The organism is Hymenobacter sublimis (assembly GCF_023101345.1).
GTDB classification, from domain to species: domain Bacteria; phylum Bacteroidota; class Bacteroidia; order Cytophagales; family Hymenobacteraceae; genus Hymenobacter; species Hymenobacter sublimis.
The window spans coordinates 2,861,709-2,875,687 of the sequence record NZ_CP095848.1 but is presented as its reverse complement, the minus strand read 5'-3'; the positions used below and the strand labels follow the sequence as shown (position 1 = coordinate 2,875,687).

13 protein-coding genes are annotated in these 13,979 nt (G+C 61.9%); 4 read left to right on the top strand and 9 right to left on the bottom strand.

Annotated features, from left to right (window positions below; translation table 11 throughout):
- Positions 1–100 precede the first annotated feature (100 nt).
- Positions 101–982 carry a pirin family protein gene (locus tag MWH26_RS11985; protein ID WP_247974480.1) on the bottom strand — a complete coding sequence of 294 codons (882 nt, stop codon included), beginning with the start codon at positions 980–982 and terminating at the stop codon, positions 101–103.
- Positions 983–1,391: 409 nt separating this feature from the next.
- Positions 1,392–2,042, bottom strand: a complete 651-nt coding sequence (locus tag MWH26_RS11980; RefSeq protein ID WP_247974479.1) for an HAD family hydrolase — start codon at positions 2,040–2,042, stop codon at positions 1,392–1,394.
- 226 nt (positions 2,043–2,268) lie between these two features.
- Between MWH26_RS11980 and MWH26_RS11975 the strand changes: the two genes are divergently transcribed.
- The 4 genes from MWH26_RS11975 (at position 2,269) to MWH26_RS11960 (ending at position 7,729) form a co-directional block, all read left to right on the top strand.
- Positions 2,269–4,467, top strand: a complete 2,199-nt coding sequence (locus MWH26_RS11975) for a TonB-dependent receptor (RefSeq protein ID WP_247974478.1) — start codon at positions 2,269–2,271, stop codon at positions 4,465–4,467.
- A 167-nt stretch (positions 4,468–4,634) separates the two neighbouring features.
- Positions 4,635–5,336: a hypothetical protein gene (locus tag MWH26_RS11970; protein WP_247974477.1), complete on the top strand. Its 702-nt coding sequence runs from the start codon at positions 4,635–4,637 to the stop codon at positions 5,334–5,336.
- 157 nt (positions 5,337–5,493) lie between these two features.
- The gene (locus MWH26_RS11965; RefSeq protein ID WP_247974476.1) at positions 5,494–6,615 is read left to right on the top strand and encodes a sensor histidine kinase; all 1,122 of its coding nucleotides are present in this window, start codon (positions 5,494–5,496) and stop codon (positions 6,613–6,615) included.
- A 316-nt stretch (positions 6,616–6,931) separates the two neighbouring features.
- The gene (locus tag MWH26_RS11960; protein WP_247974475.1) at positions 6,932–7,729 is read left to right on the top strand and encodes a LytR/AlgR family response regulator transcription factor; all 798 of its coding nucleotides are present in this window, start codon (positions 6,932–6,934) and stop codon (positions 7,727–7,729) included.
- Positions 7,730–8,007: 278 nt separating this feature from the next.
- Here the strand turns inward: MWH26_RS11960 and MWH26_RS11955 are convergent, their stop codons facing one another.
- The 7 genes from MWH26_RS11955 to leuD form a co-directional block, all read right to left on the bottom strand.
- Complete coding sequence (locus MWH26_RS11955) at positions 8,008–8,793, bottom strand: LytR/AlgR family response regulator transcription factor (protein ID WP_247974474.1); 786 nt, start codon at positions 8,791–8,793, stop codon at positions 8,008–8,010.
- Positions 8,794–8,829: 36 nt separating this feature from the next.
- Positions 8,830–9,339 carry a flavodoxin family protein gene (locus tag MWH26_RS11950; RefSeq protein ID WP_247974473.1) on the bottom strand — a complete coding sequence of 170 codons (510 nt, stop codon included), beginning with the start codon at positions 9,337–9,339 and terminating at the stop codon, positions 8,830–8,832.
- Positions 9,340–9,424: 85 nt separating this feature from the next.
- On the bottom strand, positions 9,425–9,895 hold the full coding sequence (locus MWH26_RS11945; RefSeq protein WP_247974472.1) for a DoxX family protein: 471 nt from the start codon (positions 9,893–9,895) through the stop codon (positions 9,425–9,427).
- 23 nt (positions 9,896–9,918) lie between these two features.
- Complete coding sequence (locus MWH26_RS11940; protein WP_247974471.1) at positions 9,919–10,974, bottom strand: sensor histidine kinase; 1,056 nt, start codon at positions 10,972–10,974, stop codon at positions 9,919–9,921.
- 6 nt (positions 10,975–10,980) lie between these two features.
- Positions 10,981–11,934 (bottom strand): alpha/beta fold hydrolase, encoded by a 954-nt coding sequence (locus tag MWH26_RS11935; protein ID WP_247974470.1) that lies wholly within the window; start codon positions 11,932–11,934, stop codon positions 10,981–10,983.
- 233 nt (positions 11,935–12,167) lie between these two features.
- Positions 12,168–13,292, bottom strand: coding sequence for a 3-isopropylmalate dehydrogenase (gene leuB, locus MWH26_RS11930; RefSeq protein WP_247974469.1), 1,125 nt, complete (start codon positions 13,290–13,292; stop codon positions 12,168–12,170).
- A complete protein-coding gene (gene leuD, locus MWH26_RS11925; RefSeq protein WP_247974468.1) occupies positions 13,280–13,879 on the bottom strand; it encodes a 3-isopropylmalate dehydratase small subunit in 600 nt (199 codons plus the stop codon). Before leuD ends, leuB begins: the two co-directional genes overlap by 13 nt.
- Between the last annotated feature and the right edge of the window lie 100 nt (positions 13,880–13,979).

Here is a 13,979-nt window from a genome sequence, read left to right as displayed (position 1 = left end):
TGCGGGTTATGTTATGCTTGACCTTGCGGAAACGTAGGGGTTTTGGCTAGTAGTGGGTTGCAATCTGGGCCGTGTCCATTCCCCGCACCGCATACGAAAGCTACTCGTCCTCCGGGAACTGACCCATGCCGCCGCTCTCGAAGTCGGCAATGGCCTGCACCAGCTCCCGGTTGGTGTTCATCACGAAGGGCCCGTAGGTAGCCAGTGGCTCCTCGATAGGCTCGCCGGCCAGCACTACCAGCACGGTATCCCCGGTGGCGGTGAGGTGTACGTCCGTAGAATCCCAGCCGAACACCACAAGCTGTTTCGTGACGGCCGGGCGGTTGCCGTGCATCGTAATAGCGCCTTTCACCACGTAAATGCCCATGTTGTAGTCGGCCGGCAGCGTAAGGGTAATGGCGGCGCCGGTGGGCAGGTGCACGTCGAGCAGGGTGATGGGGGAGAAGGTTGCGGCCGGTCCGGCTACCCCCTCATACGTGCCCGATACTACCCGAATGCGGCCGCGCCCATCAGCGGTAGCCACTTCCGGAATGGCTTCGGCGCGGATGTTTTGGTAGCGGGGTGGGGCCATTTTGTCGCGGGCGGGCACGTTCACCCAGAGCTGCAGCAGCTCCAGGGTGCCGCCGCGGCGGGCAAACTCCGGCTCGTGGCGCTCCTCGTGCAGCAGGCCCGCGCCGGCCGTCATCCACTGCACGTCGCCGGGGCCGAGGGTGCCGCTGTGGCCGGCCGTGTCGCGGTGGGCCAGGTGGCCCTCGTACACCACCGTCACGGTTTCAAAGCCGCGGTGGGGGTGGGGCGGGGTACCCAGGGGCGACTCGGTGGGAGCTACTGGCATGGGCCCGGTGTGGTCGATGAGCAGGAAGGGGCTGAGCTGCCGGATGCGGGGCCCTGGCATGGGGCTGGTCACGTCGAAGCCGTCGCCGACGAATTTCTTGTTGCCATCAATTACCTGAAAAATACGGCGGCCGGTCGTCGGGGTCATAAGCAAGAGCTAGGCTACGGGTAAGCAAGAAACGGGAGTAGCTGTTGCAACCGCCCTACCAGCGCCAGGGTTTTGTCCGAGGTGTTGGCAACGCCCTTTCGGCTGAGCTAGAGTGGGTTGATGGTAAATCAGAAGACCGTCATGCAGCGCGCAGCGAAGCATCTCGCGTGCTGACGACTGCAATGACTGCAACGACGCCATGCGAGATGCTTCGCTGCGCGCTGCATGACGGTCTTTTTTGACTCAAAATTTTCTACTGTACACACAGCTTAGAGTGCGTAGAAGGTGCTGCAATTACCTGTCAAACAGATGTTTATACTTTGCCTCTGCCTGACGGTATTTTCGCTATGCATCCGTTGCCAAACGGCTACTGCTTGCACCCTAATGCTACCTGCCAACCGGCCTGCAACTACAGCAACCTTTGCATGAATGGGTCGTGGAAATCGGGGGCGAAGTGGAGCACGTTGGGCAGGTGGGCAAACTCGGCGGGCTCGTGGGTGGTGGTGAGGATGACGGTTGACATGCCGGCATGTTGGGCCGCCTCGGCGCCTTTGGGCACGTCCTCGAACACGAGGCAGTCGGTGGGAGCTACGCCGAGCAGCTGGGCGGCTTTGAGGAAGGTTTCGGGGTGGGGTTTGCTCAGCGTCACGTCGTCGGCGCTGACGATGGCCGAGAAGTAGCGGCGAATGTTGAGGCCATCGAGCACGAAATCAATGTTGAAGGGAATAGCGGCCGAGCCGATGGCCAGCCGTACGCCGCGGGCGTGGGCCTGCTGCAGGAATTCCAGCAGACCCGGCAGCAGCGCCAGATGGGGCCGAAACTCCTGCTGGTAGCGCTGCTCCTTGCGCACGGCCAGCTCGTCCATTTCCGCCGCCGTAAACCGCTCGGGCCCAAACAAGCGCACCAGCACCTCCTGGTTTTTGCCGTACATCTGCGGCTTCACCTGCTCCCAACTGAAATTGCCGCCCAGCTCCGTGTTCAGGATGTGCTGCCAGGCGCTGGTGTGGTAGTCCATGTCGTGAATCATGGTGCCGTTGAGGTCGAAGAGAAAAGCTTTCATTAGAAGTAGGTCAGGGGACAGAAGCTGTGGGGGCAAGGGCCGGAAGTTGCAAATTTGGTCTGTTTACGGCGGTTAGGTCGCGGAAGCCGCGTATGCAGCAGAAATAGTCGGTGTCAGCAGGGCCGGCAACAACACTTCATCCGGCTTATCCGACGCTTCGGTAACAGCGAGTTTCAGGCGCGGCGGCAGCAGGCCACTTTTGGCCTACTACCTCGCTGCTACCCCCATGAAACGTTTGCTACTCCTGGCCTTCCTGCTGCTGGCCTCGGCCCTGCGCCTGCTGGCCCAACCCACTACCACCCTGAGCGGCACCGTGCATGACACCGCCGGCCAGCCGCTGCCGGGCGCTAACGTGTTCCTGAAAACGACCTTCGACGGTGCCACTACTGACTCCTTAGGCCGCTTCCGGTTTGAAACTCCGGCCGCCGGCTCCTACGTGCTGCAAGCCAGCTTGCTGGGCTTCGTGACGGTGGAGCGGCCGATTACGCTTAGCGGCCAAGCGGTACGGCTTGATCTTGTCCTGAAAAGCACGCCCCACGCCCTGGGTTCGGTCATTATTACGGCCGGGGCGTTTGAGGCCAGCGACGAGCACCGTAGTGCCGCCCTCAACACCCGCGACATTCAAACCACGGCCGGGGCTTTGGCCGATGTGGCGGCCGCGTTCAATACCTTGCCCGGCACCACCCGGGTAGGCGAAGACGGCATGCTGTTCGTGCGGGGCGGGGCCGCTTCGGAAACTAAGGTGTATCTGGATGGGCTGCTGGTGCAAAACCCCTACAACGCCACGGTGGCCGCCGTGCCCGCGCGCGGCCGGTTTTCGCCCAGCTTGTTTAAAGGCACCGTGTTCAGCACCGGCGGCTACTCGGCGCAGTACGGGCAGGCCTTGTCCGGAGTGCTGCTGCTAAACTCCACCGACCTGGCCCCGGAAACCCAGACGGGCCTGTCCGTCAGCTCCCTGTTCGTGGGTGCCTCGCAGGTGAAGCGCTGGGAGCGGACGTCAATAAACGCCTCCGTTGAGTACACCAACTTGACGCCCTACCAGCGCCTGTTGCCCCAAAACGTGACGTGGTTTCAGTCGCCGCGGGGGCTGACTACCTCCCTGGGGCTGCGGCACCAAACCGGGCCGGCGGGCATGTTGAAAGTGTACGGCCGCTGGAGCCAGCAGCAATTCCACATCGGGCAGCCCAGCCCCGAGCCGGCTGGCCACCAAACGGTAGGGCTGCGCAATGGCAACGGCTACCTCAACACCACCTTCCGCAGTCCTCTGCGCCGGGGCTGGAGCCTGCAAACCGGCCTGGGTTTCAGCCACGACAACCAGCACCTAGCTCCCGATACCGTGCGCATTGCTACCCAAGAGCAGGCCGTGGTAGGCCGGCTAGTGCTCATTAACGACTCGGCCGCGACGCGCTGGAACGTGAAAGTGGGCGCTGAAGTGCTAGCCCAGAAAGTCAGCCAGGTAGTGCAGCCCAACGCCGCCGTGGCAACTATTTACACGCTTTCTTTCCTGGAGAAAAGAGCGGCGGGCTTCGTGGAATCCGACTTTCAGCTCTCAGACCGGCTGGCCGGTCGCCTGGGTGGGCGGACAGAGTATTCGGTTCTACTGGGCCGCTGGAACGCCGCCCCGCGCCTGGCCCTGGCCTACCAAACCACCGAGAATAGCTCCCTGTCTGGGGCCTACGGGCGCTTTTACCAGAGCCCGGATAACGCCCTGCTGCTGGTGCAGCCCCGCCTGCGCTTCGAGCAGGCCACGCACTCAGTGCTCACCTACCAGTACACCCGCGACCGACAGTTGCTGCAAGCCGAGGCCTACTACAAAACCTACCGCCACCTCACCCGCTACGATGGCCAGAACCCCCGCAACCCCCAGGCCTACCACAATGGCGGCTCCGGCTACGCCCGCGGCCTGGACGTGCTGTGGCGCGACCGGAAAACCATCAACAACCTGGAGTACTACCTCAGCTACGGCTTTCTGGATACCAAGCGCCAGTACCGCCACGACCCCGTGGCGGCGGTGCCCACCTTTGCGGCCCGCCACAGCCTGTCGGTGGTTGGCAAGTACTGGGCCCAGCCCTTGCGCACGTTGTTCGGGGCCACGTACAGCTACGGCAGCCCCCGCCGCTACCACGACCTGAACGACCCCGAGCACGGCTACAACCAGGGCCAGCTGCCTAGCTACCAGGACGTAAGCCTGAATGCCAGCTACATCACCCGCCTGTTCGGGCAATATACCATCCTGCACCTGGCCGCCACCAACGTGCTGGGCCGCCCGAATGTGTTTGGCTACCGTTACGCCACCCAGCCCGCCGCCGACGGCACATTCAACCGGGTGGCCCTTACGCCCACGGCCCCGCGCATGCTGTTCGTGGCCCTGTTCATTTCCATCAACAAGCACAACACCTTGGATTTGAACGAGCGGCCGGAGTAGGGCCTCCCCCCCGGCCCCCTCTCCGCGGAACAGGGGGCCGGGGGGGAGGCAACCCATGAGGGCCGACGCTTCATCCGGCTTATCCGACACTTCGGTAACGGCGAATTTCTTTCTTGTTCGCCTCGGCTCACCTTTGAATCATCAACCACCACAAACCTTTCCTCCCCATGAAAAAGTCCTTGCTCACCCTCGCCCTGGTAGCCGCTTCTTTTGCCGCCGTAGCCCAGAAGTCCGCCCCTGCCACGCCCGCCGCTACCGCCGCTACCGCCGCCCCCGACTCCTACACCGCCCTGCTGGCTGCTACCATTCAGGAACTCATGAGCACCGGCGACCCGGCCAAACTCAAGCAAGCCGATGCCAAGTTGGAGCGCGCCGCCACCGTGGCCCCCCAGGATTGGCTGCCCCGTTATTACCAGGCCTATGCCCGCACCATTACCGCCTTCGTCAGCAAGGAAGATGACGACCAGCGCGACCAATACCTAAATCAGGCAGAAGCGGCCTTGGGCCAGGCCCGCAAGCTGGGCGGCGAGGCCTCGGAGCTGCTAGTGCTGCAGGCCTACATCTACCAGGCCCGGCTGAGTATTTCGCCCATGCTGCGCTCCATGCAGTACTCCAAGCTAGTGACGGAAACCCTCGCGGCGGCCAAAAAAGTCAACCCCGCCAACCCGCGCGTGTATCTGGTGCAGGCCAACAACTTGTACTACACGCCTTCCATGTTCGGGGGAGGGGCCGAGGTAGCCAAGCCCATCTTCCAGGAAGCTCACGCACGGTTCGCTACCTTCAAGCCCAGCTCGGTGCTGGCTCCCAACTGGGGCGAGCGGCAGGTAAAAGGCCGGCTGAAAAGCTACGAAACGGCCTCCGCCAACTAAAGTGGCACTTCTCCGCTACACCGCAACAGCAGCGCCATCGGGCCGGCGCATTTGTGTCGGCCCATCAGTCAAGGTGAATTGGCCACATGGGTAGGCTGCTGGTAGTGGGGTGTGGTATCTTTTCGCTTGCTTTATTCGCTCATCAGGAGTTGTTGTTATGCTTGAATCCGCCTTTCCATCGAATCGCCCGGCCCTAGCTACTGAGGAGGCGCTGCAGGCGCGAAGAAACTCCCTGGTCGACCTGGGGCGGCACTACCCCCACCGCAAATGGGCGTTCATGCTGGGGCTGATGCTGACGTTATCGGTGGGGCTGAGCTTCGTTTTTTGCCGGGGCTGTGCCGTGTGGAGCGAGGAATTTCTGGTCACCTTCGGCTATAACTTTTGCTATACCACGGGCCTGTGGCTGGCCAATGGGTTTCCCAGCGAGTGGCTCAACCGTCGCGTCGACTGGACGATTCAGCCCATCAAGCGCTTCCTGATTACGCTGGCCATGTCGTTGGTCTTGTCCCTGATTGTGATTTTCATCGTCACTACGGGCTTCAACGTGCTCCATCACCACCAGTCCTGGCGCTCCATTACGTGGCGCCCCTTCGTAATGCCCTTGCTGATTACGGTGGTCGTGTCGTTGTTTATGCACAGCCGCTCGTTTCTGCTGAGCTGGCGCGATGCCACCACCCAGGCCGAGCGCCTGCAGAAGGAAAACGCCCAGGCCCAGGCCGACAGCCTGCGCCGCCAGCTTGATCCGCACTTCCTGTTCAACTCCCTGAACGCGCTGACTTCCCTGGTCGAGGAAAACGACCCGGCCCGGGCCACGCGCTTTATCCGCCAGCTCAGCCAGGTGTACCGCTACGTGCTCGATAGCCAGGACCAGGAAGTGGTGCCGCTCTCCGACGAGATGCGCTTCGTGGAGGCCTACCTGTTTCTGCAGCGCACCCGCCTGGGCGAGGGCGTGCAGGTGGAAATGACCGTGCCCGCCGCGGCGCTGGAAACCCTGCTGGTGCCCCCACTGGCCGTGCAGCTGCTGCTCGAAAACGCCCTCAAGCACAACGCCACCTCCCAGCGCGACCCGCTGCAGATTCGCATTGCCCTGGATGCGCAGGCCCGCACGCTCACCGTCAGCAATACCCGCCGCCCCCGCCGCCTCCCGGACGGCGAATCGACGGGGCTGGGCCTGAAAAACCTGCGCGCCCGCTACGCCTTTCTCACCAGCCAACCCGTGCAAGTGCAGGAGTCGGCCACGGAGTTTGGGGTAGTACTGCCCGTGCTGGAGCTGCGGTAAGTTGCGGTGTTGAAAGCTGTAAAACCATCCACTTTCGGCATTCGGCCCGCACACTATCTGTCCACACCAAACGCCATCCTCACTCGCCTGCTCGTCACCAAACGTCACCCTCACCCACCGCTCGTCATCCTGAGCCCCGCGAAGGATCTTATCACGCCAGAATGACGAGCGGCAGAACGAGTAAGGTTGAAACGGCTTGCTCAGACGGGATTAGGTCCTTCACTGCGTTCAGGATGACGAGCGGTGGTCAATTTCTTCGCCTTTCCTCTTCCTACTCTTTCTGCCCTTCCTATCCTTCCAGCTAGCCTCTGTCTCTATGCCCTTAACTGCTACTCAACCCCTTCGCGCCCTCATCATTGAAGACGAACCCCTGGCTGCCCGCCGCCTCACGGAGCTGCTGCGCAAGCAGCCGCGGCCAGTTGAGGTAGTGGGTACGGCCGAATCGGTGGCCGAGGCGGAGGCCCTGCTGCACGCTGTGCGTCCCGCGCCCGATGTGCTGTTCCTGGATATTCACCTGGCCGATGGATTGAGTTTCGAGCTGTTTGAGCGCCTGGAAATCCAGAGCCCGGTCATCTTCACCACCGCCTACGACAAGTACGCCCTGCGCGCCTTCAAAGTGAACAGCGTCGACTACCTGCTCAAGCCTATTGACCCCGAGGAACTTACGGCAGCTCTGCAGAAGCTGGAGCGCCAACGCCAGGCCGCTACCCCCACCTTCGACGCCAACCTGCTGGCCCAGGTACTACGCCAGGCCCAGCCGGCCCGGGAGTATAAGTCCAGGTTTGTAGTGCGGGTAGGTGAGCACCTTAAGGCCATTCCGGTGGAGCAGATTGCCTACTTCGCCAGCCTGGAAAAAGTAACCCTGCTCCACACCCGCGAGGGCCGCAAGTTTGTGGTCGACTACACCCTGGAGCAACTCGAAGGCATGCTCGACCCCACCGAGTTCTTCCGCCTCAACCGCGCCTACCTGGCCCACGCCGAGGCCATCCACGACATCATCCACTACACCAACTCCCGCCTGCAAACCATCCTTAAGCCCACCGCCCCCGACAACGACACCGTCCTGGTCAGCCGCGAAAAAGTAGCCGCCTTCAAGGCCTGGCTGGATCGGTGAGGTGGTGAAATGGTGATTCGGTGAGTTGGTGAGTGAGTGAGTGAGTGAGTGAGTTGCCGTGCTGTCATGGCGAGGAGGCACGACGAAGCCATCCTTCTTCTCCATGTGACAAGCTTAGAAAAGTGACAAGCCCTTAACGTATGGTAGCGTCAAGGGCTTGGTCACATTATAAGGGGTAGCACGTTGATCAGGAAGGATGGCGTCGTCCTGCGTCCTCGCCATGACAACACTTCACTCCATCACCAACTCACCAACTCACCATTTCACTATCTCACCGCTTACCCTTCCAGCCAGCTTTTCACGGCTGCGGCCTTCTCCCGGCTTATTAGTACTTCCTCACTGGGGGCGGGGTGCAGGTCTAGTAGCAGTTTGCCGTTGAAGTGCGGGTGCAGACGCTGCACGGCGGGCAACTGGGCAATGAACTGGCGGTTGAGGCGGAAAAACTGGCGCGGGTCGAGTAGACTTTCGAGCTGCTCCAGGGTGTAGTCGACCACGAAGCGGCGGTTGTCGGTGGTGGCGAGGGTAGTGGTTTCGTGGCGGCTCTGGAACCAGGCTACTTGCGCCACGGGCAGGGGCAGGAGCTGCTCGCCGCTGCGCACCAGGAAGCGGGTTTTGTACTGGCGGTCGGGGCGGGGTAGGGTGTCGAGCAGGCGCTCCAGGCGGTGAGCAGAATCAGTGGCCGCCCCAGACGCTGGGGCGGCCGGCGCGGCGCGCCACTCCCGCAACTTCGTGAAGGCCGCCTGCAACTCGGCCAGTTTCACGGGTTTCAGCAGGTAGTCCACACTGTTGGCCTTGAAGGCCCGGATGGCGTAGGCATCGTAGGCGGTGGTAAAAATAACCGGGCTACGTACCAGCAGCTGGTCGAAGATTTCCAGGCTCAGGCCGTCGGCCAGCTGGATATCGGAGAGGATAAGGTCCGGGGCCGGGTTGCTGCTGAGCCACTGCACGGCGTCAGTCACGCTGTCGAGCACGGCCGCTACCTGGGCATCAGGGGCGGCTTGCTGAAGCAGGCGTTGGAGCCGCTCGGCGGCAGGGTACTCATCTTCGAGCAGCAGAACAATCATACCAGCGAAATGGTGAGATGGTGAGTTCGTGGGTAATTACTGGCAGAGGCGGCTGATGCTCTGGGCAAACAGGCGGGCTGCTTCGGACGGGAACGGCTGCTTCAGCGACTGGTAAAGTGTCGCTTCAAACGTCATGTTGAAGTACTCGGCGGTGCGGCGAAATGGCACCTCGAACCCTTCGGGCAGCTCCTGGTCGGAGCCCACGGCGAGCAGGAATACGTGCTTGCCACGCAGCCCCCGGCCCAGCTGCTTGTGCGGAGGCTCGGTCAGCTCAGTCAGGCGGTCAAAGAAGTCCTTCATGCTGCCGCTCATGCTGTACCAATACACCGGTGTGGCAAACACAACGACGGGATGGTGCAGCAGCAGGTCCGCCAGCGCAAGAAACGTGTCCTGGGCGGGGTACTCCTGCGGGTAGTTATACGGCGCCACCGGCCACTGCTGCAAATCAATTAGTTGGTGAGGAACATTAGTCAGCACCTGGGAAACCAGGCGGCGGGTGTCGCCATCGGAGCGGGCACTTCCCAGGATAACCAGGGGCTTGTTCATAGGCGTTATGATGCGTGAGCAAGCTCTCGGGAGGTGGTAATCCTCGCTCGGAGCTTGGTGATGAAAGCGGGGGTAGTACGTCTGGTTAGAAGGCCGTTTCAGCAGCCAGATGCAGGCCAAAGTACCACGTCCAGGCCATAAAGAACAGCTGCAGGGGCACCCGAAACCAGAGGTAGCGCGGGCCGGAGCCATCCAGGGTGCCCGTTTGGTAGTTGAGGTTTCGGCGAGCCGCCAGGATGTTCACCGGCAAAATCAGCAGGAAAAAAATCAGTAGGCAACCAGCCGTTATACCTCGCAGCGAGGGAAAGAGCAGGCCCACGGCCGCCGCCAGCTCCAGTACACCGGTGGCGTACACCCACGCCTTTTTCGCGGGCAGAAAGGCCGGCAGCATCTGCATCATGCCCTGGGTGAAGGCAAAGTGAGCGGCCCCAGTGAAAAGGAGCATAGCCGCCATAGCCCCGTTGCCGGCCAGCCGATAATCAGCTTCGCCCCGGAAGAAATACGTGCCGGCTACGAGCAAGCCAAACACGATCAGTAAGACAAACAGTGGTTTCATGAAGAGGAGAAGGAAAGGATAATCTACGCTGCCGGCAGCAGCGGCAGCCGCACCCGAAACCAGCCCTCCGCGGCGCTGATTTCCACCGGCTGCGGGGCCCGCAGCAGCTCGTAGCGGTGGCGCACGTTGCGCAGGCCGGTGCCAGTACCCGCCGCTAGTCCGGCGGTGCGGGGGCGCAGAGTATTTTCGACCACGAAGTAACCGGTAGCCACCTCGGCCCTGAGGCGCAGCTCCAAGGGGTGCTCCCGCGAGGCCACGTTGTGCTTCAGGGCGTTTTCGACCAGCAACTGAATGCTGAGCGGGGCTACGTGCAGCGGCAAGGCAGCGGCCGGAATCTGCTGCACTACCCGCAGGTTGTCGCGGAAGCGGGCCTTGTGCAGGGCCAGGTAGGTTTCCACGAAGGCCAGCTCCTCGCTCAGGGGCACGGTAGTCCGCTCGCGGGCCAGCAGCACGTAGCGGTACACGTCGGAGAGCTGCTCCACGAACTGCTGAGCCGGCTCGTTGTCGGGCTCAATGAGGGCCGAGAGGGTGTTGAGGGAATTGAACAGGAAGTGCGGATCGAGCTGACTTTGCAGGGCCTCGAGCTGGCTCTGCACCCCGGCGCTCTGCAGTTGCTCGGCCCGGCGCACGTTCTCGGCCCACTGCCGAAAGAAATTCCAACTTTCGTAAATAAGCTGAATGACGATGGTGGGCACCATGTTCAGCCCAAACTCAAACCAAAACGTGGACCAGGTGAGGTGCCCACCTTGCAGCAGGCCGGCAATACTGCCGAGGACCAGCGTTACGGCGGCCGTAATCAGGGTGTTGATGCTGGCCAGCAGCCACAGGCGCCGGGTCGTTTGCTCTACCCGCGGAAACCGGCGAAACAACCCGATCCAGAGGGCCCGCCCCGTCAGCCAAAACGAGCACGTAAAGCCAATCGAAATAACCCAGTTGAGCAAGAATATGGGCCCCGAGCGGATGTGCAATACGCCGCGGGGCAGCAGGACCAGCAGCGCCAGCACCGGAATGCCGATCAGCAGAAACCATCGGTCGTTGATGCGGATAGGGTTGGGACGCTCGGCGGTAGGTAGGGGCATGAGGTATTACTTGCGGGGCAGCTGCTGCACGAAGCTAACCACCGCTTGCCGAAACCGCGTGGGCTGCTCCAGAAACGAATAGTGCTTGCCCGGCAGCACCACTACTTGCTGCCGCGGAAACCGGAACGACTGAGGCGTGGCGCCGGTAGTTTGGTCATCTTGCCCCGCAATAACCAGCGTAGGCATGGTCAGTTGAGCGGTGGCAGGCACGTAGTCCTGGCCGTAGTCGGGTAGGCGGCCGCTGAACACCTGGGTAGCAAAGTCCTGGTTGGCAGGTACGGCCCGGCTCACGCGGCTGGCCCGGGCCGCCAAAGAATCGGCGGAGTACTGGAGCTGCCAGGCCAGTTTCTTCTGCTGTAAGGCGCCCATCACCATGCCAAAGCGCTGCATCAGGGGCAGGTTGGGGTTGGGTTGCTGAGCGGGAGGTAGCAAGGAGGTGCCGTACTGCAGCATGCTTTCCAAGGAGGCCGGCGGGTTTAGCACACTATTCACCAGTACCAGCGCCTGCACCCGCTTGGGGTATCGGGTGGCGTAGGCCGTGGCAATGGTGCCCCCGAACGAGTGCGCCATGACTACCCACTTCTCCAGGCCCAAGTGCTGGCGCAACTCTTCCAAGTCCTGCACCATGCGGGCCAGGGAGTAGTCCTGGCGCCGGGAGCTGGCCGAGCGTCCACTGCCGCGCTGGTCGAAGTAGATCATGCGCAGTGGGTCTTCGAGCCGGTTGCCGCCCAGCTTTTCAAACGAATAGCTGCCCGCCCCAGGGCCACCGTGCACAAACACGCACGGCGTGCCCCGCCCCGCCACCTGCACAACCAGTCGCACCGAATCGGAGGTGAGCAGGGTAGTAGTGCCGGCGGTGAGGGAGGCTGATTTCGTTTGCGCCCACAACTGGCCTAGGCTAGTGAGCAGCAGCAAGCCGGCGAGTAACGCGGCAAAGGGACGGAAGCGGGGGCGGGTCATGGGGAATGGGAAAGGAGGCGTGGACAAGCGGTATAACTAGGTCAAACATCCGAAAAGCGCGTCTTTACTGCCAGCACAATCCGGGCGAAGCGCTGCCGCAACGGGGCGAAACGGAAGAAAAGGCCAGGTCAAAAGGAATGCTACTACACCTATGCCACTACCATAAGAAAGCCCAGGTGCCAAGCATTGCTGCCTGACCCCTGGGCTTCTTGCACCCCACCCCTGGGTTGCTCTTAAATAATAGTGCTCATGCCGAGCTTGATGTTGTTGCGGTGCACCTCGCAATCAGCAATGTCGAGCACGCTGTAGGCAATGAAATTACCCACCTGCTCGGTGCTGTAGAGCGTGGTAGGGTTCAGTTCCGGCGTTACTACCCCTTGGTCGAGGGCGTGCTGCACGGCGTCGCGCACGCAGTCGGCTTCTTCTGGTAAGTCGAAGTGGTCGAGCAGCAGGGCGGCCGAGAGGATGGTGGCAATGGGGTTGGCAATGCCCTTGCCCTTGGCCTGGGGGTAGGAGCCGTGGATGGGCTCGAACAGGGCCGCTCCATCTCCCACCGAAGCCGACGGCAGCAAACCCAGGGAGCCGGCAATCACCGAGGCCTCATCGGAAATGATGTCGCCGAACATGTTCTCGGTCAGGATGACGTCGAACTGGCGCGGGTTGAGGATGATTTGCATGGCGGCGTTGTCCACGAACAGGTAGTCGAGGGCTACGCTGGGATACTTGGGGGCAATGCTCTGCACGGTTTCGCGCCAGAGGCGGGAGGTTTCCAGCACGTTGGCCTTATCTACCAGCGTGAGCTGATGGCGGCGCGTTTCGGCGGCTTGGAAGGCCCGGTGCGCAATGCGCAGAATTTCCTCCCGAGAGTAGGTGCAGTGGTCGTAGGCGCTGGTGCGGTCCTCGGAGCGGCCTTTCTCCCCGAAGTAAATGCCGCCGGTCAGCTCCCGGAAAATCAGAATGTCGGTGCCCTGAATCCGCTCGGCTTTCAACGGGGAATGCTCCAGCAGCTGGTCGTAGGCCGTGATGGGGCGGATGTTGGCGTACAGCCCTAGCGACTTGCGCAACCTCAGTAGCCCTTGCTCGGGGCGCACCTTAGCCGTGGGGTCATTATCGTACTTGGGGTCCCCGATGGCGCCGAGCAACACGGCATCGGCTTGGCGGCAGGCCTCTAGGGTAGCCGCGGGCAGGGGCGAGCCGGTGGCATCAATGGCGCAAGCGCCCATCAGCTGGTAGTCGAAAGTAAACTCGTGCCCGAAACGACTGGACACGGCCCGCAGTACGCGTACGGCCTCGTTGCACACTTCCGGCCCAATCCCGTCGCCGGGCAATACCACAATTCGTTTGCTTAAAATATCCATGCTCGCTGTTGTTCGTAGGCCGTAATGGCGGCCTCCTGGCTAATGAGAAAATCGATGTCGTCGTACCCGTTGAGCAGGCACTCTTTTTTGTAAGGGTCCAGCTCGAAGTGAATGGCCGCGGCCCAACCCGGCACCGTAAGCGTCTGGGCCCGCAAATCCACTGTCAGCATGGCCCGCGCGTCCTGTGCTACTACCTCGAATAACTTCTGCAACACTTCATCGGAAACCTGCAGCGGCAGCAGGCCGGTGTTCAGGGCGTTGCCCCGGAAAATATCGGCGAAGTAGCTGCTGATAACCACCCGGAAACCGGCATCATACAGGGCCCAGGCGGCGTGCTCCCGGCTGGAGCCGCACCCGAAGTTCTTGCCCGCCAGCAGTATCTGGTGGCCCCGGTAGCGGGCGTCATTCAGCACGAAATCCGCCTTGGGCTGCCCATCAGCCGTGTAGCGCCAGTCGGCAAAGAGGTTCTGACCAAATCCTTCGCGAGTTGTCGCCTTCAGAAAGCGCGCCGGAATAATCTGGTCCGTGTCTATATTTTCTATCGGCAGTGGCACCACGCCGGAGCGCAATGTTTGGAATTTTTCCATGGGGTGAGTGGGGGTAGGAATTCGTGTTGTGGACCCCACCCCAACCCCTCCCCGGTGGGGAGGGACTTAGGTTAGCATTACAACGACTTTTATACAGGAC

What these genes read in the sequence shown, in the direction of transcription:
- MWH26_RS11985 (WP_247974480.1), bottom strand. Translation starts at nt 982, where the DNA reads ATGACCCCGACGACCGGCCGCCGTATTTTTCAGGTAATTGATGGCAAC.
- MWH26_RS11980 (WP_247974479.1), bottom strand. Translation starts at nt 2,042, where the DNA reads ATGAAAGCTTTTCTCTTCGACCTCAACGGCACCATGATTCACGACATG.
- MWH26_RS11975 (WP_247974478.1), top strand. Translation starts at nt 2,269, where the DNA reads ATGAAACGTTTGCTACTCCTGGCCTTCCTGCTGCTGGCCTCGGCCCTG.
- MWH26_RS11970 (WP_247974477.1), top strand. Translation starts at nt 4,635, where the DNA reads ATGAAAAAGTCCTTGCTCACCCTCGCCCTGGTAGCCGCTTCTTTTGCC.
- MWH26_RS11965 (WP_247974476.1), top strand. Translation starts at nt 5,494, where the DNA reads ATGCTTGAATCCGCCTTTCCATCGAATCGCCCGGCCCTAGCTACTGAG.
- MWH26_RS11960 (WP_247974475.1), top strand. Translation starts at nt 6,932, where the DNA reads ATGCCCTTAACTGCTACTCAACCCCTTCGCGCCCTCATCATTGAAGAC.
- MWH26_RS11955 (WP_247974474.1), bottom strand. Translation starts at nt 8,793, where the DNA reads ATGATTGTTCTGCTGCTCGAAGATGAGTACCCTGCCGCCGAGCGGCTC.
- MWH26_RS11950 (WP_247974473.1), bottom strand. Translation starts at nt 9,339, where the DNA reads ATGAACAAGCCCCTGGTTATCCTGGGAAGTGCCCGCTCCGATGGCGAC.
- MWH26_RS11945 (WP_247974472.1), bottom strand. Translation starts at nt 9,895, where the DNA reads ATGAAACCACTGTTTGTCTTACTGATCGTGTTTGGCTTGCTCGTAGCC.
- MWH26_RS11940 (WP_247974471.1), bottom strand. Translation starts at nt 10,974, where the DNA reads ATGCCCCTACCTACCGCCGAGCGTCCCAACCCTATCCGCATCAACGAC.
- MWH26_RS11935 (WP_247974470.1), bottom strand. Translation starts at nt 11,934, where the DNA reads ATGACCCGCCCCCGCTTCCGTCCCTTTGCCGCGTTACTCGCCGGCTTG.
- leuB (WP_247974469.1), bottom strand. Translation starts at nt 13,292, where the DNA reads ATGGATATTTTAAGCAAACGAATTGTGGTATTGCCCGGCGACGGGATT.
- leuD (WP_247974468.1), bottom strand. Translation starts at nt 13,879, where the DNA reads ATGGAAAAATTCCAAACATTGCGCTCCGGCGTGGTGCCACTGCCGATA.